A 25,386-nucleotide genomic window follows, 5' to 3' on the forward strand; every position below is an offset into this window, starting at 1 on the left:
ATGCAGACCCTTGAGAGATTTTTGCAAGCTCCTCTCAATCGTCGCAAAGGAGGAGAACTATCCGATTTGGCGTTTACCTTACTCAGTGGTGAAAGTGATCAAGTTGCATTAGCGGAAATCGGGGACTGGTTGAAGCGATGGCTAGAGGCTGTGAATATTTCTCTGACCGATAAAACCCAGTTTGAGGAAGCGACGCGCCATTTACAGTTCGCCATCTTGGTGACAGTTCTGGCGAATCGGTTAAGCTTTGTGCTTGACCACCTCAGTGCTTTAATGCGATCGCAGGTGATCGACTTTCACGACACTAGCTTATCCCTGGTCAATCGCCCACCACGAGACTATTTAGCCATTGTCCCTTCGTCACCAGTGGGCAATATCCTCGGCTTTCGATATACGAGCGATCGCCGCAGTCACTCCGGTGGCAAGCTAGAATATTTCCGATATGTTGGGGTTGGTCGTTATTTAGGGCTTGCTGAAAAAAGGCGAAAAGCCAGAACAGAGGGGAGGAGAAGACAAGAAAAAATGAATCAGGTGCAAGGGAGGNTTAGTCATCTTGGTGTAGTACCAATGGCGGCACACACTATCGGGATGAGAATTAAAGATATTGGTTACATCTTTGGCGCAGGTGCTGCCAGTATGACAACCGTTCAAGTCGCCCATGCGATAGCGCGTAACGACGCAGTTGGCGCAAAAGAAGAATCATCCCTTGCCGCCTGCTGGGCAGTTATAATGATGGAAGGAGTTAGCATTCTCGCCCTAGTTTTTTCGCCGTTAGTCATCGGAATATTCAGTAACGACACTGAAGTCATAGCAACCACTACTACCATTCTGCGTATTCATATTTTTTACCAAGCTGGCGATGCTATTTTTATGATTTACCGAGCCGCTTTGGTGGGATTAAATGATACTTTCTATGTGCGAAATATCAGTTTATTAGGCGGTTGGTTTGTAATGATACCTGTTTCATTATTACTAACAAGCGTTATGTCTTTCGGCGTAGTAGGGGCTTGGCTTAAACTAACCCTTAATGTGTTAATCAGTGCGATATTCTACGCAGGACGTTTTCACTTTAAATTGAGAGATAGAATAAACAATTGAGAAAAGTTAAAAACTGATTTTGATGTATTTTTACAAATCCTCTTTAATGTTTATTTAAGCCGCGGGAAATTGGAATCTATTCAAAATGATAAACTGGTTGTTCAATGTCATACAATGTTCGGGATGATAACGTACCAACTTCTCAATCAGATTATCAAATCGGTTCATACCCGGTTTTAAGGCAGAACGAGATAAACGATATAATGGCATCGGGACAGGAACCCCCTTCAAATTCCCAGGGCTGTTTCATTTTCCCAAATTGGGGAGTCAAATTGAGTCCCCAATTTTTAGGAATGAGGCGAAAAAGTTGTCCTTCTGTTATTGATACAAAACCCCAACTTCTGAAAAGATTGATTACCAGAGTTTTAAGAGTTGAAAAGTTGCTAGCTGCTTGAAAGTTACGAATTCGGCTTTTATCTTCTTGAAAAATTACATCTTTTACCCAATGGTATTGATTCTCAATCCCCCAATGTCCTTTAATGATTTGAGCTAAGGTTTGAGCTTCGTTAACGGCACTACTGATATAATATACTTTTTCTTGATAGGGTTTTTTTCCTCTGTTGCCACTTCTTTCTATCTGAATCACAAGTTTCAGATGTTTCCAGCCTTTGTGAAAGTTGTTATTGACTTGATAAATGGAAACTTTTCGAGTCACTTTTCTGCCATGGCTGTGTTCATGAGTCACATCTACACTCACAGGATTTTCACTTTTTATTACCGCTTCAACTTGCTCATATAACTTTTTTTGATTTTTCTTTAAAGCCATTATATAATCATTCCCGCTCTCAATAACTAGGGCAGCAGTTTTCTGATTACAGTGCAACGCATCAAAGGTTATTACTTTTCTTTTTAACTGGCAATCCCTTACTATCTTTTGGGCTTGGCTGATTTCTGATTCTTTTTTGTTCTCCATCTTTCTCAGGTTTAATACGCATCCTGTTCTTTGACTAAACAGTGCAACAATCATCACAAAATTTTGGGATTTATCTCCAAAATCTTTGAGAGTGCTTCTCAGGCTTTTTCCATCTACTGCTAACCAATCTAGTTCTTCTTGATGCGGATAATTACAAGTAGCCCATTCATTAAATATCTCAATTAAATTTAACCAATCTACTCCTTGTATTACTCTTCTTATTGTTGAGTATGATGGCAGTTTTTCTAGCTTGATTTTTAAAACTTGACTCAGTTGGTATTGATTGATTTTCGCAAAATTTTCGAGTTCTCTGTACCCTAAATTTCTCGACATTAGCCCCAAAATGACTATTAATAATACTAGCCATATTGGATGCCTTGTTCCCTGGGCTTTCCGGTAATCCTTGACTTTTTTCAGTTTTTCTATTAGAATTGTTAGCATCTTTATTTTTACAAAAAAATCAGCGACCGCTTTTGATTTTATCAGCTAGCGATCGCTATTTCTTTACTCTTTTCCCCCCGACTTTGAAACAGCCCTGGTTCAAGTCGGGGGTGATGCCTGTTATGAAAATTATGGAGGGTGTGAGCATTTCCTCTCTAGCAGAGCTAATGCTAGAGCAATGGGCATTGGCTCTGCTCCAGTCAGCATCCCCATCCACTGAACTCGATGACAGTATGAAGGAAATCGCTCTATGAACCTTAAGCAATTTGTAGCTGAACTCGCCCTAGCTGGTGTGAAGTTGTGGGTCGAAGACGACCAGTTGCGCGTGCGGGCACCAAAGAAGGTACTGACACCAGAGGTACGTAATTTACTGGCATTGCATAAGGCAGAACTTGTAAAGTTGCTACAGAACAGCAATGCGATCGCCAATGATACTGACCTACCCCTTCTAAGAGTTTCGCGAACTGGTAACTTGCCTCTGTCTTTTGCCCAAGAAGGACTGTGGTTCTTGAGCCAGTTGGAGCCAACTAACCCCTTCTACAACGTACCACTAGCTCTGCGACTTAATGGTTCTCTCAACGTTGTCGCTTTAGAGAAAAGCCTCAACAAGATAATTCAACGCCACGAGGTCTTACGCACCAACTTCACAACGGTTGAGGGGCAACCCGTTCAGGTTATTGCTCTTGGCTTGACCTTGAGTGTGCAAGTCATAGATTTGAGTGAGCTACCTGAGAGTGAAAGAGAAATTGCTTGGGGGCTAAAAGCCAGGGCACAAATCCAGCAACCCTTTGACCTCAGTAGCTCTGGGTTGATTCAAGCTTCTGTGCTAAAGCTAACACCGACAGAACATATCTTGTTACTAACAATACATCACATTGTCTGGGATGCTCCTTCAGAGGGCGTATTGGTCAAAGAGTTAGCAGCTTTCTACACAGCCTACTGCAATGACTTGCTACCAGAGCTACCAGAGCTACCGATTCAGTACGCCGACTTTGCTGTTTGGCAGCGGCAGTGGTTACAGGAAGACATACTAGAGTCTCAACTTGCTTATTGGAAGCAACAACTGAGGAGTGCGCCAGAAATATTGGAACTGCCAACTGACCGAGTGCGAAAAGCAACTCAAACGTTTCGAGGGGCGTGTCACCGACAAGCACTCTCAAAAGAACTAACAGAGGCTTTGATGATTTTAAGTCAACGCAAAGGAGTTACTCTGTTTATGACGCTGTTGGCGGCGCTCTTCACATTGCTTTACCGTTATACAGAGCAGACCGATATTTGCGTAGGCACGCCTTACGCAGGCCGGGAGCGCCGTGAGCTTCAGGGATTGATTGGATTGTTTCTCAATACGTTGGTTCTGCGGACTGATATATCAGGTAATCCGAGTTTTGAGGAGCTACTCTCAAGAGTCCGGGACGTGGCTTTGGGAGCATACGCTCATCATGACCTACCGTTTGAAAAGTTATTAGAACAATTGCAGCCAGCGCGTAACTTAAGCTACACACCGTATTTCCAAGTGAGGTTTGTGCTTTACCCAGCGATGCAGATAGACATGGAAGGCTTAACGGTGAGTCCAGTAGCGGTAGAAACAGCTACGGCGAAGTTGGATTTGTTTGTAGCTTTCGTCAACAGCGACTCTGGACTAATCGGGACGTGGGAATACAATACTGACTTGTTTGATGCCAGTACGATCAATCGCATGGCTCAACATTTTCAGACCTTACTAGAGGGAATTGTTGCTAATCCTCAACAGAAGGTTTCAGAATTGCCATTGCTCACAGAGCCAGAGCGACACCAGCTATTAGTAGAGTGGAACAACGCCACAAAAGAGTATCCCTTCAATAAGTGTATCCACCAGTTATTTGAGGAACAGGTGGAGCGATCGCCTGATGCTATTGCGGTGGTTTTTGAAGGGGAGCAACTGACCTACCAAGATTTGAACCAACGGGCGAACAGAATAGCACATCACTTGAAAACTCTAGGTGTGGAGCCAGAAGTGCTGGTGGGCATCTACGTTGATCGCTCCTTAGAGATGGTAGTGAGTCTACTTGGCATCCTCAAAACTGGAGGGGCTTATGTGCCTTTAGACCCATCCTATCCCAAAGAGCGCTTAGCGTTCATGTTGCAAAATTCACAACCAAAGGTGTTGTTGACTCAGGAGTGCTTGATAACAGAACTGCCTGAACATACGGCACAAGTTGTTTGCTTAGATACAGATAGGCATCTCATTGCTCAACACTCAGAAGAAAATTTAAACCAAACAGCAACAGTTGCTAATTTAGCCTATGTCATTTATACCTCTGGCTCAACGGGAAAGCCAAAGGGAGTACAGGTGACACACGCTAATTTGTGTCACTATGCCCAAGCAATGAGTCAAGTGCTAAATATCACAGCAGAAGATGTATATTTGCACACCGCATCGATTGCTTTCTCATCTTCTGTCAGACAGTTGATCGTGCCTCTGGCTAGTGGGGCAACTGTCAAAATTGCAACTTCTGAACAGAGAAAAGACCCACAATCACTATTTACGACAATTAAACAACATAGTGTGACAGTTATTGATATTGTCCCCTCTTATTGGCGTAACTGCATTCATACACTTGCTAGCTTAGAACCTGTTACGAAACAAGCACTGTTAGATAACAAACTGCGTTTAATTGTGTCGGCGAGCGAACCGCTGCTGTCCGATCTTCCTACTCAGTGGACGTTTGGTTTTCAGCACAAAGCACGATTAATCAATATGTTTGGTCAAACTGAAACTTGTGGAATTGTTGCCACTTATCCAATTCCGGCACAACAGGATGAGCCAATCAAAATTGTCCCTATCGGTCGCCCGATCACCAACACACAAATTTATCTGCTCGACTGCCATCTGCAACCAGTCCCTGTTGGTGTACCTGGGGAAGTGCATATTGGTGGTTTTGGACTGGCGCGAGGCTACCTCAACAGCCCAGAATTGACAAAAGAAAAATTCATCCCCAACCCCTTTAGCCAAGAAGAAGGAACACGCCTCTACAAAACCGGGGACAATGCCCGCTACCTTCCAGACGGTAACATTGAGTTCCTTGGTCGGCTGGATCGTCAAGTGAAGATTCGCGGTTTCCGTATTGAACTCGGAGAAATCGAAGCAGCGCTAGCTCAACACCCAGAGTTACGGGAGACAGTAGTTTTAGCAAGGGATGACCAACCAGATAACAAACGACTGGTAGCTTATGTTGTTCCCAACCATGAACCTCCTGCCACCATTGAACTGCGGCACTTCCTCCAACAAAAGCTCCCAGACTACATGGTGCCGGGAGCCTTTGTGATGCTTTCTTCTTTACCTCTCACCCCCAATGGTAAGGTAGACCGTCGCGCCTTGGAGACACCAGATACGGAATTAAGTAACTCAATGGGCTTTGTCCCTCCCCGTGACACAGTTGAACAGCAACTACAGCAAATTTGGTCAGAGGTTTTGAAGCTTCCGACTGTTGGAATGAAGGATAACTTCTTTACTTTCGGAGGTCATTCTCTTTTAGCTGTACTCTTAATGGCTCAAATTTCGCGGCATTTTGGGAAAAATCTGCCCATAGCAACGCTTTTCTCTAGCCCAACTATCGAACAGCTAGCTAGTTGTCTTCGATCCGAAACTCATTCCTTGCCTTGGTCTCCTTTGGTAGCAATTCAGTCTGGCACCGAGAAGCGACCTTTCTTCTTTGTGCCTGGAGTTGGGGGAAATGTGATTTACTTATATGAGCTAGCGCGTCATCTTGGATCTGAGCAACCCTTCTACGGTCTGCAAGCACGGGGACTGGATGGCGAATCAGAGCCTTTTACACAGTTGGAAGAGATAGCCACCTACTATATTGAAGCAATACAGACAGTTCAGCCCTCTGGTCCGTACCTGCTGGGAGGGCATTCGTTTGGAGGTGTAGTTGCCTTTGAGATGGCAACTCAGTTGCTCAAACAGGGGCATGAGGTCGCTCTACTTGCAATTATTGACGTTGTTGCGCCAATTGTTGCTAATAAGCCGAATTATTCTGATGAAGATGAGGTGGCATATCTTTTTGATTTTGCCAGCTATATTGAATATATGTTCTCCCTCAAGTTGGAGGTATCTAAAGAAACTCTTGCTTCCCTATCTCAGGAGGAGCAATTGAACTATCTCAAAGAACGGTTGATACGGGTCAATTTGCTACCCCCTGATGCGGGAATAGGGTTAGTACGGGGGCTAGTGCAAGTATACATTGCGTCCCTGAAAGCTCATCGTGCTTATTTGCCTTCGGGGCTGCAACAAGCTCCCATTACTCTTTTCCGTTCTAGTGAGGTTGATGTATTTGAGGGTGATACAGAAGAGTTGAAACAAAGGCGAAAAGAACCTGCTTTGGGCTGGAACGAGTTTTCTTCTACTATAGACATTCATGTTGTTCCAGGGAACCATAGCACCATGATGCAACAGCCGCACGTACAGGTGTTAGCCACACAACTTCTCTCTTGCCTAAAGCAAACACAGGCTCCATTGGCTTAGTAATTGGTCTGTTAAGTGGAAATTTTTGAGGTAATTAACAAGCTCTTTCATTTGACTAAAAAAGCTCAATCATTATGAAAATAGGAATTTTCGACTCGAATCACAATCTACCCTTGCTAGTAGAACCTGACACAAAACGCGAATCGTCTAATTTTGATTATCTCCTTTCATGGTACAAAGATAATAGTGAACTTTTATCAAACAAAATTTTGAAACACGGAGCGATTCTTTTTCGAGGTTTTGATGTCAATACAATCTTAGCTTTTGAAAAATTCGTTAAATCTATTTCAGGTAATTTAATAGATTATGTTGATGGAAATTCTCCCCGAACCCAACTAGCTAGTGGTATTTATACTTCAACTGAATATCCAGCTGAATACTCCATTAGTTTGCATAATGAGTTATCCTACTCTAGCCAATGGCCAGACCAACTCTATTTTTGCTGTATTACTGCGCCTAAAGAGGGCGGAGAAACACCAATTGCTGATAGTCGCCAAATCCTCAAAAGTCTTAACCCAAAGATTGTGGAAAAGTTCACACTTAAACAAGTGAAGTATATCCGCAATTTACCTAGTAGTAATGGCATGGGAGTTTCATGGCAAGATGCTTTTAAAACTTCAGATAAGTCCCTAGTAGAAGAGCATAATAGAAAAGCTGGTATGGATTTTGAGTGGAAGAAGGATGGAGGATTGCGATTAAGCCAGATTCGTCCTGCTATTGCAACTCATCCTCGTACAGATGAACAAGTTTGGTTTAATCAAGCCGATCTATTTCATCCATCTACTCTTCCTAAAAATATCTACGAAGCTATGATGTTTTATTTTGACGGTAACGAAGAGGAACTCCCTCACTATGCTTGCTTTGGCGACAATACTCCAATTGATGTTTCAATGCTAGATGAAATTAGAGAAACTATTGGTAAACAAACTGTTGTTTTTCCTTGGCGGGAGGGTGATGTTCTAGTCATAGATAATATGTTAGTTTGTCATGGACGAAGACCGTTTTTTGGTTCGAGAAAAATTTTGATTTCTATGTCACAATTCTGATAATCTTAGCTATAAGTGTAAGTAGATGTATCAATTCCAAGAGTCTCTTCCAAAACTACCTTTGCCCAAACTCTCAGACACCTGCGCTCGTTATATCGAGATGGTAACACCGCTGTTGAGTGACACAGAATTAGAGCGAACTAAGACCGCCGTAAGGGAATTTCAACAAGGGAGTGGAGTCGAACTACAGAAGCAATTGGAGATGATTGACCGCTCAACTAATACTAACTATTTACAACAATTTAAAGAGGAAACCTATTTAGAAATGCGGTCTTCACAACTAAATATGAGAAGCACAGGGGTGGCTTCGCCCGTCTTGACAACCTCGAAATATTCCTTTACCCGCATTGTCGCCATCATAATTTTTAATACCCTCCAATTCCACCTGAAAATCAAATATCGGGAACTAGAGCCAGATCGCGATGTATTTCAACGAAACAAACCTCCCCTTTGTATGGCTCAGTATGACAATTTGTTTGGCAGTGCGCGAATTCCTGGAATCAAATGTGACAGCTTTCAAAGGGCGAAAAATTCTGAGCATATTGTGGTCATCCGACGGGATACGTTTTACGTCTTAAAGTTGCTCCCAGGGGATACGTTACCGTCGGTGGAAGCTGTAGCACAGCAAATTGATTGGATTCTGGAAAATACTCATCCAGGGGAACTTCCTGTGGGAGTGCTGACATCTCTCCCCAGAGAACAGTGGGCAACAGTTCGCTCCTACCTCACGAACCTAGATGCAGAAAACGCTTGCTCTCTAGAACTATTGGATAGCGCCTTATTTGTTGTCTGTTTAGACGAAATAACGCCTCCCGATTTGGAAAGGCTAGCAAGAACTGCCTTTACTGGAGATGGTGCGCGAAACCGATGGTTCGATAAACCTATTCGGCTCGTTTTTAACTCTGAGGGTCAGTTCGCTGTAACAATTGAACACAGTAATGTCGATGGTTATCCGGTAGCACGGTTGATAAGCGAGGTCAACCGGGAGCTTGAACCCCTTGAAGAATCCCTTACATCCTCCAGTTCAGTCGAACTCGAACCACCACAGCGACTGTGCTGGAAGTTAGATCGGACACTCAAAGAAGAAGTAGCGCAAGCATTAACAGATGCAGAGCGTCTGAGCGAACAAATTCAGATGGGGATAATAATTTTCGACGAATTTGGGTCAGACTTTATCCAGCAACATGGTTTAATTGCTGATGCTGTGTTTCTCCTGTCGCTACAGATTGCTTACACTCGCCTGCATGGTAAGATTACTACTAGCGCTTGGCAAGCTGTACACAACAGAACCTTCCGGTACGGGCGGCACGACTACGCCTTAGTAGTTACACCCGAATCTGTAGAACTCATTCAAGCCTTTACTGAGGGAGCTTCAGACGAAGTGCGATATCGGACTCTAAAACGTGCTGTTAACGCTCATTTATGGCGAGTGTTTAACACTAAAAACGGGCAGGGAGTGGTCATGCACCTTTATGCGCTTTATAACTTAGCTCGCTATAAAGGCAGCAGTGTTCTCGATATTTTTCAAGATAAAACCTTTGAAGAAGTTATCTTAGACCCAAGCTTCTCCGCTTCTGCCCTAAGTAATAAAATGGGTGTAGAGATAGCCTGCCCCAGTCCATGTCGCGACTATGGAATCGGCTATGTCATCGATCGCAACAAGATTACCTTTGCTGTAACGAGTAAACATCTACAGCCGGAAGATTTCATCGCTCTTGTCAAGCAGTGTCTTTCAGAAATCGGAAAATTGTTAATAGAGCAACGACACCCAGATTCCAATATAAGAATACATTCATCACCACAATGAGCTTTGAAAAATGGACTTTTCATGGACAGAGGAACAAATTCAGTTTAGAGAGAAGATTGTTAAATTCGCCCAACAAGAGTTGCAATCAAATCTAATTGACCTAGATTGGCGAGAAGAATTTAACCGAGAAAGTTGGGAAAAATGTGGGAAATTTGGTCTGATCGGTCTGCCAATTCCTGAACATTATGGGGGAACTGGGACAGATATTCTTACAACGATTTGTGCCTTGGAAGCTTTAGGTTATGGTTGTAAAGACAATGGTCTAATCTTTGCCATCAACGCTCATATATGGGCTGGCGAAATACCGATTTTAACCTTTGGCACCGAAGCTCAAAAACAAAAGTATCTCCCCAAACTCTGTAGCGGTGAATTCATTGGCGCTCATGGGGCAAGTGAACCAGAAGCAGGTTCGGATATTTACAATCTTAAGACTACTGCCAAAATACAGGGAGACAAGTACATCTTAAATGGTGTTAAGAATTGGGTCACAAATGGTCCAGTTGCTGACCTTTACATTGTATTTGCGAATGTCGCTCCCGAAAAAGGAAAACGGGGAATTACTGGATTTATCGTCGAAAAAGATTTTGCCGGAGTCGCGATCAATCGTAAAATTTCCAAAATGGGTTTAAGAACGACTCAGTTAGGTGAACTGTTCCTAGAAAATTGTGAAGTGCCGAGTGAAAATCGTCTTGGTCAAGAGGGTTCGGGACTTGCTATCTTTAATCACAGTATGGAATGGGAGCGAGGATTCATTCTTGCCAGTGCGATCGGGACTATGGAACGTCTGTTAGAAAGCTGCATTCAATATGCTAGGAAGCGCCAGCAATTTGGTCAATCGATTGGAAAATTTCAGTTAGTTAGCAGCAAAATTGTTGACATGAAGATGCGACTTGAAACAGCTAGAGCGCTGCTGTATAAAGTAGGATGGTTAAAAAATAATAAAAAAACGGCGATTATGGAAGCGGCAATGGCAAAACTTTATATTAGTGAATCTTGGGTGCAGTCCTGCCTTGATGCAATTCAGATTCATGGTGGTTATGGCTATCTAACTGAGTTAGAACTAGAACGAGAATTAAGGGATGCGTTAGGGAGCAAGCTTTATTCAGGAACCTCTGAGATTCAGTACCAAATAATTGCCCAATTTATGGGATTATAGAGGGTGATTTTTTGTTTACGCGAGAGCATTTGCGAGATTACGAGACAACGCTGCGGCGCGCTACGAAGAATTGGTACGAATTCATCTCGCTGTATTATCGTTTGAACATTCTATGGAAGACAGCCCAAAACCCATGCCGTATCTACTGCAACAGCTTTTAGAAATTAGTGCCAAGCAATATCCAGACCGGGAAGCTGTAATCTATAAAAATAGCAGCATCACGTATCGGGAGTTAGACCAAGTTTCTAATCAGTTAGCCCACCTCTTGATAAGTTGCGGGATATCAAGAGGCGATCGCGTCGGCATTTACGTGAACAAATCCATTGAAGCAGTCATTGCCATTTTCGGTATCCTTAAAGCTGGATCTGTCTACGTTCCCCTAGACCCCTTAGCTCCTGCGAAGCGGATAGGCTTTATCATTGACAATTGCCAGATGAAGGCTTTGGTGAGTACCCATAAAAAGATAGCCAGCCTTCAACTGCCAAACACCTCTGGTGTCCAGTGCCTGGTACTCGCTGACGATGAAGCACAACAGGACACGGGTAATCTGTCAAATGTCAGGATGGTGTCTTGGCAAGAGGTGTTGCAAGCACCGCCAAACCCATCACCACCCAGCAATTTGATTGAAGACGATCTTGCCTACATTCTCTACACATCCGGCTCCACTGGCACTCCCAAAGGGGTGATGATTAGCCATCGAGCTTCTCTAACCTTTGTCAACTGGGCTTATGATTGCTTTCAGGTACAAAGGAGCGATCGCGTTTCCAATCACGCCCCACTTCATTTCGATCTTTCCATCTTTGATATCTTCACCACTATCAAAGCAGGTGCGACTGTCATTCTGGTACCACCGGAACTCTCAGTGTTTCCCAGAAACCTCGCTCAGTTTATTGAAGAACAACAAATTACCATCTGGTATTCTGTCCCTTCAGTGCTGAGACAGCTAATTGTTTACGGCAACCTGCATCAGGCTCAATTTCCCCATATTCGGACGATTTTGTTTGCGGGGGAAGTGTTCCCAGTTAAATACCTGCGTCAACTTATGGAGTTGCTACCGCAAGCCAACTACTATAATCTCTACGGACCCACAGAAACAAATGTCTGTACTTACTATCCGGTAAAGGAAATTCCTCCTGAAGAGGTAAGAACTCTGCCCATTGGCAAAGCTTGTGCCAACACAGAGGTATTTGCCGTTAATGAACACAAGGAAATTACCAAACCAGGAGAAGTTGGGGAACTTTACGTGCGTAGCCCCTCCTTAATGAAAGGATACTGGGGAAATCATGACAAAACCCAACAGGCTCTCACACCTTTCCCCGTACCAGGTTGCGGATGGTTAGAAAAAGTTTACCGAACTGGGGATTTAGTGAAACTCAATTCTGATGGCAACTATATTTATTTAGGTCGTCGCGATAACCAGATTAAGAGCCGAGGATACCGAATTGAACTGGATGAAATTGAAACGACGCTATACGCTCATCCTGCAATTGTTGAAGCAGCCGTAATTGCTATTCCCGATGAGGAAATCGGCAAGAAAATCAAGGCTATAATTGCCACACAGGATGGAAATAATCTCAAAAAGAGCGATGTAGAATATTTTTGTGCACAGCGTCTACCTAAATACATGATACCGGAGCTAATTGAGTTTCGTTCTGGGTTACCTAAAACCCCTACAGGCAAGATTGACAAAACCTTACTGCGTACCGAAGAACTTCAAGAGAATTCAAAATAGTTCAATAAGGAGATTGATAATGACCGCCGTAAACAAGTACACGGAAGCACAGATAGAACAGATAATTAAAGAGCATATTATCCAAAATTTCATGTACGATAGACCCGATATGGTTTTATCAAATGATTTGTCCATAATCGAAGAAGGACTGGTTGACTCGCTGGGCATTTTTCGACTGGCTAGCTTTCTGGAAGAAAAGTTTGGTATTACCTTAAATCCAGAAGAATTCTTACTGGAGAATTTTGAAACAGTTAACGTTATCAAATCTTTCGTTATCAGCAGACTGTAACAGTTGTTGCTGCCAATTTCTAACTACCTGCTAGGTTAGATTTTTACAGGCTACGCCATCAAAATCTACTTTGACCAAATTAGCTGAAGTTTTAAACAGGCAAACGTTGACGGCTCAACCTATGCGTGAATCAGGCAGTTGCTCGGCGACAACCAGAGGTTCATCTTTCAATGTTGCGGACACCTGCACCGCAAGCACTACCACTCTTATTGCTGCGAACATTGATAGAGCCAACCATAAGAGATGATTGCTCTGATAATGCCATGCCATGACTGCTAAGGGCGCAAATCCAAACATTGCTCCGCTTAAAGTAGCGTTACGTATAAAATGCCCTTGGGCTAAACCAGCAAAGTATCCATCCAGTATCATAGCAATTGAACTAAATCCCAGTCTGGAGAGTAGCCAAGAAACATAGATTTTAACAAGTTCCTTCACTTCACTATGATTGGTTAATAACCCAAAGACTGTATTCGGGAACAGGATAGACACTCCAGAACAAATTAATGCCGCCAGTAGGCTGGTTGAGACTGCCACCTGCAATAGGGGCAACAATCGATCTATTGTTTGTTTGCCTTTAAAATTTCCACCCAAAGTCTCGGTAGCAAATCCTATTCCTTCAAAAAAGTAACTGGAAAGCATTATTACTTGTAAGAGTAAGGCATTTTCAGCCAGGATAGTTGTCCCCATTGCAGAACTTAGAGCCGTGAAAAAGGTGGCGACGAACATATTAGCCGAAGACCTGATAAAGAGGTTGCCGTTCAGGGTAAAAGTCGCTTTAAATGCGCTGGCATCCCAAAACTTTCTGGCTGCACTTCGAGCTTCCTTCCACTCGATATTGAGACTCGCCAAAATTATGCCTACCACTAACACCAGATACTGGCTAATTGCCTGAGACAGTCCCGCCCCCGTGCTTGCCCAGTCCCAACGGACAATAAACAGGTAGTCGAACACAACATTAGCCGCATTGCCTACTAGGGTCATCAGCAACACAAAGCCACTCATTTCTCGTCCGAGAAACCACCCAATCAGAACAAAATTGACGACAACCGCAGGCGCTCCCCAAATTCGGGCATTGAAATAGTCAATACCTGAAGCCTTAACCTCTGGAGTCACGCTCATTAGACCAAACCACAACTGTTGCAGAGGATATTGCAACAACAGAAGCAGTCCGCCTATACCCAGTCCGATTAAAGCATTACGCAGTCCCACCAGCAGCATATCTTCGGTGTCATCCCGTCCCACCGCTTGCGCTGTCACTCCAGTGGTTCCCATGCGTAAAAAGTTCACAATGAAATAGGTGAAGTTAAACAGAGTGGTAGAGAGAGTAACCCCTGCTAAGTGATGGATTTCGGTTAGATGGCCCAGGAACGCTAAGCTGATTGTCCCAGCCAGAGGCTCCATAATATTGGACAGGACATTGATGAAAGCTAGTCTAAAGAAGCGAGAAAGGAAGTCGTACCTATTTGGGAGTGTTATGTTCATGGATTTAGGTTCTCCTGTACCTATGGTGATAAGTAAATCTTATAAAGAAAGACAAGCTAGTAGCTTTTCACGCATCATCTCAAAATTTTTGAAGCCATAGCTTTGACGAAGAATTAATTTGATCCGGTTGTTTAATCCCTCCATGACTCCACTGGTTGTTCGATTAATAAAATAATGGCAAATATCGGGAAGATGGTGTTTAAGAGTTTGGGCGGCTGACGGGGTGACAAAGAAGCTAGAAGGTAGACTGAATCAACATCATAGCTCTCTGACCTCTTTGAAAAAAAGGGATCTTATTGCATTTAGTTCTCATTAATTGTTGAGCCAAGTCTGCCCAAATTTCCATTCCAGCTATCCATAAAAGCCCATATTGACAAGACCAAAAGTTGCTGTGCCGTTGAACACTCCGCCCTAATTCTTGAAGGCGGTTGATATATTTTTGTTGCCCAAGTTGTTTGATTTTTAATCCTTGTAAGGCTTTTATGGTATAAGCGATGGCGCTAGCCGCGCCTGCTGGCGCATCGCTATCAATAAAACCAGACGGGTTAAGCGTCGCCCCTACGATGCACGGTAATTATTGTCACAATTGATTTAGACTGACTATATCAACCTAAAACTTTTTCTAAAGCTTGCTGAAGAACCTCTACCCCAGCACCCGGAAGATGGGCATTTTCACTAATATATCGTTTCCAAGCTTTTGTTCCCGGTTGTCCAGCAAAAAGTTCTAATAAATGGCGAGTAATACTATTCAATTTTACCCCTTTTTGTAACCAATATTCAAGATAAGGATACATCGCTTCTATGACTTCTCGGCGAGTGAGGGGGGGTGTTTTTTCTCCATAGATTTCTTGATCAGCTATTGCAAATAAATAGGGGTGATCATAAGCAGCACGTCCTATCATAACTGCATCCACAAATTGCAATTGTTCTTTGACTTCTGTTAAGGTTTTAAACCCCCCATTAATTTCAATCAATAAATGGGGAAATTCTTGTTTTAATTGATGTACTTCTTGATAGCGTAATGGGGGAATGGTGCGGTTTTCTTTCGGACTTAAACCCTGTAACCAAGCTTTGCGAGCATGAACGGTAAAATGTTGACATCCGGCTTCAGAAACAATTCTAACAAAATCCGCCATATCTTCATAACGATCCCGATCATCAATGCCAATTCGATGCTTAACGGTGACAGGAATTTGAACAACTTTTTGCATCGCTTTTATGGCTTGTGCAACTAATTCTGGTTGCGCCATTAAACAAGCCCCAAAATTGCCATTTTGAACGCGATCACTGGGACAGCCTACGTTTAAATTAACCTGATCATATCCCCAATCTTCTGCTATTTTAGCGCAGGTCGCAAGATGATGAGGATGATCTCCTCCTAACTGTAAAACTAAGGGTTTTTCTTCAGGAGAAAAGCTCAATAATTTTTCATGATCTCCATGCAAAATCGCTGCGGTTGTCACCATTTCCGTATAAAGTAACGTTCGCCGGGTGATTTGTCGCATAAAATAACGATAATGGCGATCAGTGCGATCCATCATGGGAGCAATACTGAGGGGATAGCTTTGATTTAAGGTTGAAATTGATCTCAGATTGTTCATGAAATTTAGGATTTTGTTGCTTTTAATTCTAAGGTTATTCTGATCTTTCCACTGATTGAAGTTGGAGGTTGCCAAGTTAACAGCGATCGTCGAATTTGATCAATGATTATCGCTTGTTTTTGATTATCATCTAAATCTAAATTAGAGTCAAGGTCATCAAAAATTGCTCGTTGGACATTGCCTTGATCAACAATCATTTCAAAACTGACTTTTCCATTAATTGGAATCGATAAATTTAACCCCTGTAAATAACGATTTAAGTCATCTAAAAGGGCGCGATCGCTAATTCCGGTTAGTTGAACCACTGCAATAGTAGAACCCGTATTTCTAGCTGCCTGAAGCCTTGTATCGAGTCTATCTGCACCTTGAAATGGAGAGGGTGCAGGCGCAAGTTCTGGGCTTCGTTGACTACTATAATTATTGTAACCCGATGCTGAACGAACTCGTCCTATAGGCATTGAATTTGTAGATTGAAGTTGAAGGGTTGCAGGTGTGCCAAAAATTCCCTCATAACTGACACCTTCGGGTAATTCTACAGGAACTTCTACGGTATGACGGGTTCCATTTGGATTAACTCGAACTTCTTCGCTCACAGCAACAAATGCCGTATAATTTGATAATAATTGATACGATAAAGCGGTGCGTGTTACTGCGTCAACTCCAGATTTTGTTTCACCGGAAAACATTTGATTCATCAGTTCTTTGATTTTAGACCGTCCCCACAATTTAGCAATGGCAATATTACCAGATTCCTTCGTATTAACGACTGGAAAATTAACAGGTAAGGTTTGTTCATAGCGATCGCCGTTTGCTGTGGTTCCTGTAATTTTTAATAAGCCATTGCGTCGATCTAATTTACGTCCAAATAAAACTAAAGGTTGATTATCAAATAAATCTGATAAGGTGATGGGGTAAATTTCCGGTTTTAATCCTTCCCCTTGCCAACTAATTTCAATATCGGTTAAAATGGGATTATTAATCTGTTTAAAAAAAGTTTCAACAACGGTTTGAGTAGGTTCATCTTGACGAACAATTTGTACTGTTCCTCGTCCCATTTCTCCTAAACGATTTAATAAAAATCGATTGACTGAACTTCCCACCCCAAAACAATAAAATCGATTTCCAGGTTTAAGTTTATTTTGCACTTCTGCAATGACTTCGGAATCATTTCCAATATAACCATCGGTGAGTAAAACAATACTGCGTAACCGACCCGTTGGATGTGAAGGGAAACGCATCACCGCTTGAATACCATTTAATAATTCTGTACCGCCATTAGCTTCTAATTGATTAATATAATTGAGTGCTTTTTCTCGGTTAGCCGGGGTATTTTCTAGGGGAGTTTCGGATAACGTATTAGTCGTATTTGCAAAATCAATAATGGTAAAGGTATCTTCAGTATTTAATCCTTGAATAAACCGTTTCATTAATTCTTTGGATTTTGTTAAGGGTTCACCTTCTTGAGAACCGGAAGTATCCATTAAAAAAATAACGTCTTTGGGAATAATTTGATTAGGATTATAACGAATTGCAGGTAACAGATAAGTGGCAAAATGTCCCCCTTGTTGATCCGCTTCTGTTAAGACCGTTGCTCTTGTATTTTCTCCTGAAATTTGATATCTTAGAATTAGATCCTTATTCGGAATTTTATCCGATTCATCTAAACGAACAAAAACTCGATTTCCTTGTTGTTGGGTAATAATTTTATGGGAAGTTGAACGAATATTTTCAATAGGAATACCTGCATCTATTTCAAGATTAACTTGAATTTTATGGTCTGATTTTGTATTAGGATCAATAATAGGCGGTGTAATCCGATCTGCATCGGGGACTTGATTCGTATTGGGTTGATTTTTATCAATTAATTGACCCGGAATATAACGGGGGCCAACCACCATCGGAAAAACAAATTCATAATCTCCCCCTTCAAATTTTAATTGATCAATATAGCGAATCGTTACGGATATTTGCTCACCCGGTTGAATATTGGCTACAGACTGAGTAAAAATATTATCTCGTTCCTGTTCTAATAAAGCTGCGGTGCGACCTTGATCTTTAGCACGTTGATAGATTTCTCTCGCACCTTCTTTGGTTTCAATTCTCGATTTAATCGTGCGATCGCCAATTTTGATTACCATTTGATCAATGGCGGCTTGATCAGGAAGGGGAAACACATAAATCGCTTCTAAAGGTTCTTTAAACGGATTTTCAAAGGTTTGAGAAACTTCTACTTCAGAAAGATTTCCTGAAATTTTAGCTTTAACCTGGGTTTTTTTGAGGGGAAAAACTTGAGTTTGAGTAGGAGATTGAACATATAATCCTCCTACAGGTTTCTCAGATAATTGTTGAGGAAATTGTGCTAATTTTAACGTTGAGGATTGCTGTTCCAACTGTTGAACAGGACTCGCCAATGTGGGAGAAGTATTCCCGATAAAATTGAAACCGCTAAAAATCAGAATTCCCCAGGAAAGTCTTGCTAAAGTCAATAAAGAGTTCATGAATAAGACTGCCATTATTTAAGTTACAATATGAATCAGGTCTATGAACTAAGACCTAATAAGGATCATAAACGTTCCTGAGCTACATTACTTTTTAGCATTCAGAAGACTTCTGTAGGGACAGCTACAGCTTGCACCTACAATTCATGATTCTATCGTGTTTTGTCCGATATCCTTCCTCAAATTTTGAATTAAACTCTGGATCAGGTCAGTAAACCCCTATAATTAAAAATTAGGTTAGGAATAGAATTGCTATAGTACGTTCTCTCAAAATTAATTATTGATTTCCAATGGTTCACAAGACTCCCCCTATTCGTATTTTTATAAGTACCGGAGAAGTTTCCGGTGATTTACAAGGATCACTGTTAATTGAAGCTTTATTCAGACAAGCTAAAAAGGCAGGAATATTAATACAAATTATCGCATTAGGGGGAGAAAAAATGGCATCAGCAGGAGCCAAATTATTAGGGAATACCACAGGAATTGGTTCCGTTGGAATTTTAGAATCTATCCCCTATATTATCCCGACCTATTTAATGCAAAAACAAGTCAAACACTATTTAAAAGAGCATCCTCCTGATTTAGTTATTTTAATTGATTATATGGGGCCAAATATTGGGATGGGAAATTTTATTAAACATAACTTGCCAACAATTCCTATTTTTTATTATATTGCGCCGCAAGAATGGGTATGGTCGTTGGGTTCAAAAAGTACAGCACAAATTGTTAAACTAACGAATCGTATTCTTGCCATTTTTCCTGAAGAAGCACGTTATTTTCAATCAAAAGGTGCGAAGGTGACATGGGTTGGTCATCCCCTATTAGACCGGATGAAAACAGCACCAAGTCGAGAAGAATCTCGCCGAAAATTAGGCATTCAACCGGATGAAATTGCGATCGCTTTACTTCCGGCTTCTCGATGGCAAGAAATTAAATATTTAATGCCCATATTATTTGAAGCGGCTCAACAAATTCAAGCTAAAATACCCCAGGTAAAATTTTGGATTCCCTTATCTTTACCTGAGTATAAAATAGCGATTGAAACAGCTATAAAAACCTATCAATTGAATGCCGTTTTAGTTTCAACAACGAGTTACTATCAAACCTTAGAAGTCTTATCTGCCGCCGATTTAGCGATCGCAAAATCAGGAACAGTTAACTTAGAAATTGCCTTATTAAAGGTTCCCCAAGTTGTCGTTTATCGAGTCAGTGCTTTAACGGCTTGGGTCGCTCGTCATCTCCTGAAATTTTCGATTCCGTTTATGTCCCCGACTAATTTAGTGCAAATGCAAGCCATTGTTCCTGAATTATTACAAGAAAAAGCCACTCCCGAAAATATCGTTCAAGAGGCGATAGAATTATTAACAAATCCACAAAAACGACAAGAAATGTTAAATCAGTATCAACAGATGAAGCAAGCGTTAGGAGAGGAGGGAGTGTGCGATCGCGCAGCTTTAGAAATTCTTAAGAGTCTCTCCCTGTAAGCAACTCTTAATTTTTGTTTTTTACCGAATTGCTGTAAAATAGTGATCAATAAACGATTTAGAAGGATAATTCCCTTGCCTATTATCGTAATTCAAGAGTTAACCCCAAGCCAAGTACAAGATTTAGAGCAACTTTATAAACAAGGATGGTGGAGTCATCAACGCACCTCAAAAGACATCCAAAAAATGCTAAATCACTCCGATATTATAATCGGTCTAGTAGACTCTGATACCCAAAAATTAATCGGATTTACAAGAGTTTTAACAGATTATACCTATCGAGCCTTAATTTGGGATGTTTTAGTGGAGAGTTCCTATCAAAATCAAGGATTAGGGAAAAAATTAATCGATGAAATTCTGACTCATCCCGCTTTAAAAGATGTGGAAGCTTTTCTATTAATGTGTTTACCTGAAATGGTTCCTTTTTATGAAAAACTAGGGTTTCATTTATCCGATAGTGTCAAATTAATGAGTCTCGAAAATACAACTCATTATGGGGAATTTTAAGAAAAACTAGGGAATAGATAAAAAAATAGGAATCAGACAGAAGTCTCATTCCTCAAGCATAAATAAACTGATATTGAAACCTATTCCTTGTTCGGTGTTCCCTGTTCGGTGTTCCCTACAAGATGGAATTTATTTTTCAAAATTGGAAGGACTATCAACCTCATCATCAGAATAGTCTACGGGTCGATATTCAACATAATCAGTTGAATTCGTGTTGCGATTGCGATCTTCAGAATAACGATATTCTGAAGAAGAAGAAGAAGAAGAGGAGGGACGACGACGAGAACGGGGTGTTTCAGAAACGGCCCAATCCTCTTTCTCTACTGAAGGTGATGCGGGAGGACGGTTAGGACGCTTTCTAGCCGATCTTTCTTCCCGTTCTCTGGGGGGTTCTCCCCAGTCAGATGCAGTGTCAGGACGAGATTCAGGACGGGGACGACGCTTGCGAGGACGATCTTCTACCGGAGGATAGTCAACACTGCTATTTTTGCGGCTAGAGGGACGCCGACGGACAGCATCATCGTCATAGCTATCGGCTCTACTTAAACGAGTATCCCGACTCCCGCGAATTTGACGAGCCATGGGCATATATTCGTCGGTGGGTTCGAGTTCGTCTAATTCTGCATCGACCCGATAAACGTTACTGACATAGCGTTCATCATCCACAATGGGGGCTCGTTCTTTAGCTTGGACAACGGCAATTCCTCTGAGGCGAATACTTTCCACCGCAAAGAAAATCGCACTTCCCGTTAATAAAAATTGACCAAACGCTAGAATGGGATCAAGTCGCCATCCCTGAAAGAGCAGAATCCCGCCACAAAGTAACCCGATGGCCGCAAAGAAAATATCATGATCCCGTGCCAGTTTTGGACGCCAGGAACGCAGGAAATATAATCCAGCACCAGCAACCGCGAGGATAATCCCGACTAAGCTGCTGAAATTTAAACCTAAATTAACCATTATTCGTTCTCCTATGCCAGTCCTATCTTAGCGAGTTCTCTTGAGAATCTCTACTGATCGGCACTTCTGGATGGGTATTGTTGGCAAAATAAACAGGAGGGGCTAGGGATTCAGATTAAGTTCTGACTTCTTAGCCCCTAAGTTTATCGGTTTAACAAGGATTTTGGCAAGTGTACCAAGACTTGTCTCCAGAGAGTCGGTCTAGGAACGAATGATTTTATCCTTCTGGCTGATAAAAATCAGACCGACGGTGGCGGGAATCACCACAATCAGAATTCCAGCCAGCAAACTATAGAAAAAGTTCATCAATGAAGGTGTCATAACAAATGCGATCCTTGTCTTAGAATAATTTCTTGGTCTACTATTTTAACAATACTTGACACTCCATCGTCCTAGAAAGGCGATAATTCTGAGTTAATCCCGTTTTCGGTTAAAATCTGGGGCAGCCATTCCCCGGTTTCTGAGAAAATACCCCAAAACCGTTAAAATTAATCTCAGAAGCAGTAACAAAACTTAAAATATTTTGTCTCATCTTATGAATACAACCATTTTAATGTGGGGTTTAGGCTTAATTCTAGGTTTAATGACGTTTTTGTTTATTTTCAGAATCGTCCTAACGTGGTATCCCCAAGTCAATCAACAGCGTTTTCCTTTCAACTTGATTGTTTGGCCGACAGAACCCTTTTTAGTCGTCACCCGTAAAATCGTTCCTCCTTTGGGAGGTGTAGATATCACCCCGATTATCTGGGTGGGGATTTTCAGTCTGCTGCGGGAAATGCTCCTTGGTCAACAGGGACTATTACGAATGCTGTAACAACCCCTGTAAAAGGCTGGGAACTCAACCCATATTGTTTTCTAGCTTTTGCCTTTTGCAAACGTCCTAATTTTCGTAATAGGTGTAACTCCCACCGTCGCAGACATTAACTCCTGATTGAATTAATTCACCCCGTCCGACACTGCCATCATCACTAGGGCCTAATACCCCTTTGAAATCATAGTGGCAATCTTCACGGCCATCATCAATCGTGATTTCCGTTGACTCTCCTGGGGGAAGAACATCAACTCCCAAAATATCTTCTTCCCAATCACTGGTACTTGGAGGCGAAGCATAGAATGATTCTAAAGTTCGACTGGTACCGTTAACGAGAGTGAATTTTACACTTTGAGTCTGGGCTTTCGCTTCAGTTGCAAATAAACTCAGGAGCAAGGTTAGTCCAATTAATACTCTAAATTTCAACATGGGTGATAATCCGGTAGAAATTATAGTTGAGTTTATAACAACACAACGACCCTGAACATCCGAGAATTTACTTAACTTTGAGATTGTGGCCTATTCACCCCAGAGGGTGAGATTGTAAGCTTTTAATATTATTATAGAAGGATTGAATTAAACGGCTGAATCAAAAAGGTGTATTATGTCCGATATCTTGGCGGTTTTGCCTTGAATCTTCATAACAACTCTATTGTCTAAGCCTATTTATGTTACGCCGAATTATTCAATTTTTCAAACGACTGATTCAACGCCTGTTTGGGAAACAGCCCTCTCCTCCATCCCCAACTTCCGAAGCCATTCCTACTCGGACAGATACGGAATATGAAGCACTGTTTCTGCAACTCTTGGACACAGTGCAACAAGGTGCTAGTCGGGGACAAGTTAAAGGCTGGTTGATTGGGAATAAAGTTCAAGAAGGGGAGTTAGTGGCTTGGTTACAACGCTTTGGAAACCGACTCCTACAAACACCTAGCCAACATGAAGAACTCGCACGACGAATGTTACTGTTAGCGAGTTTGGAAATTGGAGAAATAGGAGATATTTCAGCACGCATTGGGAGAAGTATCTTGGAACAGATAGCTCCACCAACAGAGTCAGAAATCTTAGATAACAGAGAAGCTTATCCAATTATTGATGCGGAATTTGCGGGTGATGGGGTAACGGTTCCCTCTCCTGCACAACCTTCAGAGAATGTTGGGGTGTATCCAATTATTGAAGCGGAATTTCTGGAAGATGGAGTAACGGTCTCAACGGAGGAAGAAACCCCAATTATTGAGGAACCTCTTGTTGATTATCAACCGGAAATTCTGCCAGAAGAAACCCCAATTATTGAGGAACCTCTTGTTGATTATCAACCGGAAATTCTGCCAGAAGAAATCCCAATTATTGAGGAACATCCTGTTAATTATCAACCGGAAATTCTGCCAGAAGAAACCCCAATTATTGAGGAACCTCTTGTTGATTATCAACCGGAAATTCTGCCAGAAGAAATCCCAATTATTGAGGAACATCCTGTTAATTATCAACCGGAAATTCTGCCAGAAGAAACCCCAATTATTGAGGAACATCTTGTTAATTATCAACCGGAAATTCTGCCAGAAGAAACCCCAATTATTGAGAGAACTTCCTCTGAGGTAGAGGAATGGTTTGAACAAGGCATTAAACAAGATGCAGCCGGGGATTTTGAAGCTGCTTTACTATCCTTTAATACAGCAATTCAACTCCAACCCGATCATATTTGTGTTTGGTTTTATCGGGGTAATACTCTCAAAAGTTTAGGCCGACTTGAAGAAGCGTTAGACTCCTTTGAACAAGCGATTAGACTGCATCCAGAATATGCTGATGCTTGGAATAATCGCGGAAGTATCTTAGAGATTTTAGGCCGAATTGAAGAAGCCTTACAATCCTATGAACTGGCTCTGGAGTTAGAACCGAATGATGCCTATGTTTGGAATAATCGCGGAAATGTGTTGTCCGATTTAGGGAGATTAGAAGAAGCATTAGACTGTTATCAACAAGCCATTGAATTAGAACCCAACTATTTTAATGCCTTGTATAATCGAGGATTTTCTATGCTCAATTTAGGGAGATTAGAAGAAGGCTTAATTTCTTTTAATCAAGCTCTGGAATTGCAACCTAATGATGCAGATGTCTGGTATAATCTGGGTCTAACTTTGCAAGAGTTAGGGCAAACTGAAGAAGCCGTTGCAGCCTTTGAAAAAGCAAAAGAACTGCAACCCGATGAAGATGAAAGTTAACCCAATACAATAGGGTGCGTGATCCTTCGCTTCGCTCCCCACAGCGCACGCACTCTATTCGTAATATGAAGTCCTTAAATATTGGCTACAAATAATTGTCAGATGGCTAATCACTTTTTCTCACCCCCTATTCCCTATTTTCTTTTCCCTTCTGTTCCCGGTTCGTAATTCGTAATTCCCTATTCCCTATTCCCTATTCCCTATTCCCTGTTCCCTACTAGATCTTAAAAATAACCCTTGATTTTCTACCCAGAACACTGCACAATAGTTGAGGTTGAATATCCTAAAATCTTGTGAAACCTTCTGAGGACTTGCATTTTCAATCTTCTTTATCTTTTTCCATTCCTATAAGGATCGTGGCTGTTGTTGCGATCGCCTTTTCCCTCATTAGTTGTAGCAGTAAATCTGCCGAATGTACAAAACTGATTAGTGCTATTGGTGAAGGTCAAACCTTAGTGGTTAATCTCAGTCCTCAAGGGGATGCAATAACAACCCTAAAACTCTCACAACAATTAAATCAAATTTCTCAGGACATTGAAACCTTAAAAATTCAAGATAAACCTTTACAAACCATTCAAAAAAACGCTACCCAACAATTTAGAGACCTATCCAACAGCCTCAAACAACTCGGTGAAACCTTAACGACTGCGGAGAAAGCCTCTATTACCCCAGAGGGAAAACAACAACTCTTACAAGCGCAACAAACCGTCCAAGAAGTCGGAGAAAAAGCCAAACAAACTGCTTCTCAAAATGAAGCTTTATTTAAAGAATTAGTGAATTATTGCCCGAAGAAAGAAACCTGAACAGGGGTATTGACTATTGCCTTTTATTGAGTACC

General features: G+C 41.7%; 18 protein-coding genes and 2 pseudogenes. 12 read left to right on the forward strand and 8 right to left on the reverse strand.

Going from position 1 to position 25,386, the window contains the following annotated elements:
* Positions 1-522: 522 nt before the first annotated feature.
* Positions 523-1,098, forward strand: a complete 576-nt coding sequence (locus PL9214_RS33285) for an MATE family efflux transporter (RefSeq protein WP_439331542.1) — start codon at positions 523-525, stop codon at positions 1,096-1,098.
* A 280-nt stretch (positions 1,099-1,378) separates the two neighbouring features.
* On the opposite strand, the pseudogene PL9214_RS20580 reads toward PL9214_RS33285, so the two are convergent.
* Positions 1,379-2,452: pseudogene (locus tag PL9214_RS20580) on the reverse strand (ISAs1 family transposase); the annotation flags it as partial.
* Positions 2,453-2,702: 250 nt separating this feature from the next.
* Between PL9214_RS20580 and PL9214_RS20585 the strand changes: the two are divergent.
* From PL9214_RS20585 to PL9214_RS20610, 6 genes are all read left to right on the forward strand, one after another.
* The gene (locus PL9214_RS20585; protein ID WP_072720629.1) at positions 2,703-6,956 is read left to right on the forward strand and encodes a non-ribosomal peptide synthetase; all 4,254 of its coding nucleotides are present in this window, start codon (positions 2,703-2,705) and stop codon (positions 6,954-6,956) included.
* 74 nt (positions 6,957-7,030) lie between these two features.
* Positions 7,031-8,002 (forward strand): TauD/TfdA family dioxygenase, encoded by a 972-nt coding sequence (locus PL9214_RS20590; protein ID WP_072720630.1) that lies wholly within the window; start codon positions 7,031-7,033, stop codon positions 8,000-8,002.
* Between the two features lie 25 nt (positions 8,003-8,027).
* Positions 8,028-9,809, forward strand: a complete 1,782-nt coding sequence (locus tag PL9214_RS20595) for a choline/carnitine O-acyltransferase (protein ID WP_072720631.1) — start codon at positions 8,028-8,030, stop codon at positions 9,807-9,809.
* 10 nt (positions 9,810-9,819) lie between these two features.
* The gene (locus PL9214_RS20600) at positions 9,820-10,965 is read left to right on the forward strand and encodes an acyl-CoA dehydrogenase family protein (RefSeq protein ID WP_072720632.1); all 1,146 of its coding nucleotides are present in this window, start codon (positions 9,820-9,822) and stop codon (positions 10,963-10,965) included.
* Positions 10,966-11,077: 112 nt separating this feature from the next.
* Positions 11,078-12,697 carry an amino acid adenylation domain-containing protein gene (locus tag PL9214_RS20605; protein WP_245824320.1) on the forward strand — a complete coding sequence of 540 codons (1,620 nt, stop codon included), beginning with the start codon at positions 11,078-11,080 and terminating at the stop codon, positions 12,695-12,697.
* A gap of 19 nt (positions 12,698-12,716) precedes the next feature.
* Positions 12,717-12,986 (forward strand): acyl carrier protein, encoded by a 270-nt coding sequence (locus PL9214_RS20610; RefSeq protein WP_072720634.1) that lies wholly within the window; start codon positions 12,717-12,719, stop codon positions 12,984-12,986.
* Positions 12,987-13,100: 114 nt separating this feature from the next.
* Here the strand turns inward: PL9214_RS20610 and gntT are convergent, their stop codons facing one another.
* The 4 genes and pseudogenes from gntT to PL9214_RS20635 all read right to left on the reverse strand — a co-directional run bounded on the left by gntT (position 13,101) and on the right by PL9214_RS20635 (position 18,567).
* Complete coding sequence (gene gntT, locus PL9214_RS20615; protein ID WP_072720635.1) at positions 13,101-14,468, reverse strand: guanitoxin biosynthesis MATE family efflux transporter GntT; 1,368 nt, start codon at positions 14,466-14,468, stop codon at positions 13,101-13,103.
* A 39-nt stretch (positions 14,469-14,507) separates the two neighbouring features.
* Positions 14,508-14,675, reverse strand: a pseudogene (locus tag PL9214_RS20620) (transposase); the annotation flags it as partial.
* A gap of 398 nt (positions 14,676-15,073) precedes the next feature.
* Positions 15,074-16,069 (reverse strand): tRNA dihydrouridine(20/20a) synthase DusA, encoded by a 996-nt coding sequence (gene dusA / locus PL9214_RS20630; RefSeq protein WP_072720637.1) that lies wholly within the window; start codon positions 16,067-16,069, stop codon positions 15,074-15,076.
* 5 nt (positions 16,070-16,074) lie between these two features.
* Entirely contained in the window at positions 16,075-18,567 is a 2,493-nt protein-coding gene (locus tag PL9214_RS20635) for a VIT domain-containing protein (protein WP_245824321.1), read from the reverse strand.
* A 290-nt stretch (positions 18,568-18,857) separates the two neighbouring features.
* Here PL9214_RS20635 and lpxB point away from each other — a divergent pair, with 290 nt between their 5' ends.
* A complete protein-coding gene (gene lpxB, locus PL9214_RS20640) occupies positions 18,858-20,051 on the forward strand; it encodes a lipid-A-disaccharide synthase (RefSeq protein ID WP_222425263.1) in 1,194 nt (397 codons plus the stop codon).
* Between the two features lie 75 nt (positions 20,052-20,126).
* A complete protein-coding gene (locus tag PL9214_RS20645; protein WP_072720639.1) occupies positions 20,127-20,558 on the forward strand; it encodes a GNAT family N-acetyltransferase in 432 nt (143 codons plus the stop codon).
* 129 nt (positions 20,559-20,687) lie between these two features.
* Here PL9214_RS20645 and PL9214_RS20650 read toward each other — a convergent pair whose 3' ends face one another.
* Positions 20,688-21,518: a Ycf66 family protein gene (locus PL9214_RS20650; RefSeq protein ID WP_072720640.1), complete on the reverse strand. Its 831-nt coding sequence runs from the start codon at positions 21,516-21,518 to the stop codon at positions 20,688-20,690.
* Between the two features lie 201 nt (positions 21,519-21,719).
* The gene (gene psbX / locus PL9214_RS20655) at positions 21,720-21,839 is read right to left on the reverse strand and encodes a photosystem II reaction center X protein (protein WP_072720641.1); all 120 of its coding nucleotides are present in this window, start codon (positions 21,837-21,839) and stop codon (positions 21,720-21,722) included.
* A gap of 214 nt (positions 21,840-22,053) precedes the next feature.
* Between psbX and PL9214_RS20660 the strand changes: the two genes are divergently transcribed.
* Positions 22,054-22,332: a YggT family protein gene (locus PL9214_RS20660; RefSeq protein ID WP_072720642.1), complete on the forward strand. Its 279-nt coding sequence runs from the start codon at positions 22,054-22,056 to the stop codon at positions 22,330-22,332.
* A gap of 66 nt (positions 22,333-22,398) precedes the next feature.
* Here PL9214_RS20660 and PL9214_RS20665 read toward each other — a convergent pair whose 3' ends face one another.
* Complete coding sequence (locus tag PL9214_RS20665; RefSeq protein WP_083580111.1) at positions 22,399-22,758, reverse strand: hypothetical protein; 360 nt, start codon at positions 22,756-22,758, stop codon at positions 22,399-22,401.
* A 239-nt stretch (positions 22,759-22,997) separates the two neighbouring features.
* On the opposite strand from PL9214_RS20665, the gene PL9214_RS20670 reads away from it, so the two are divergent.
* Positions 22,998-24,548 (forward strand): tetratricopeptide repeat protein, encoded by a 1,551-nt coding sequence (locus tag PL9214_RS20670; RefSeq protein ID WP_072720643.1) that lies wholly within the window; start codon positions 22,998-23,000, stop codon positions 24,546-24,548.
* Between the two features lie 293 nt (positions 24,549-24,841).
* Positions 24,842-25,351 carry a hypothetical protein gene (locus tag PL9214_RS20675; RefSeq protein ID WP_072720644.1) on the forward strand — a complete coding sequence of 170 codons (510 nt, stop codon included), beginning with the start codon at positions 24,842-24,844 and terminating at the stop codon, positions 25,349-25,351.
* Positions 25,352-25,386: the final 35 nt, after the last annotated feature.

It is taken from the genome of Planktothrix tepida PCC 9214 (assembly GCF_900009145.1).
Taxonomy (GTDB): Bacteria; Cyanobacteriota; Cyanobacteriia; order Cyanobacteriales; family Microcoleaceae; genus Planktothrix; species Planktothrix tepida.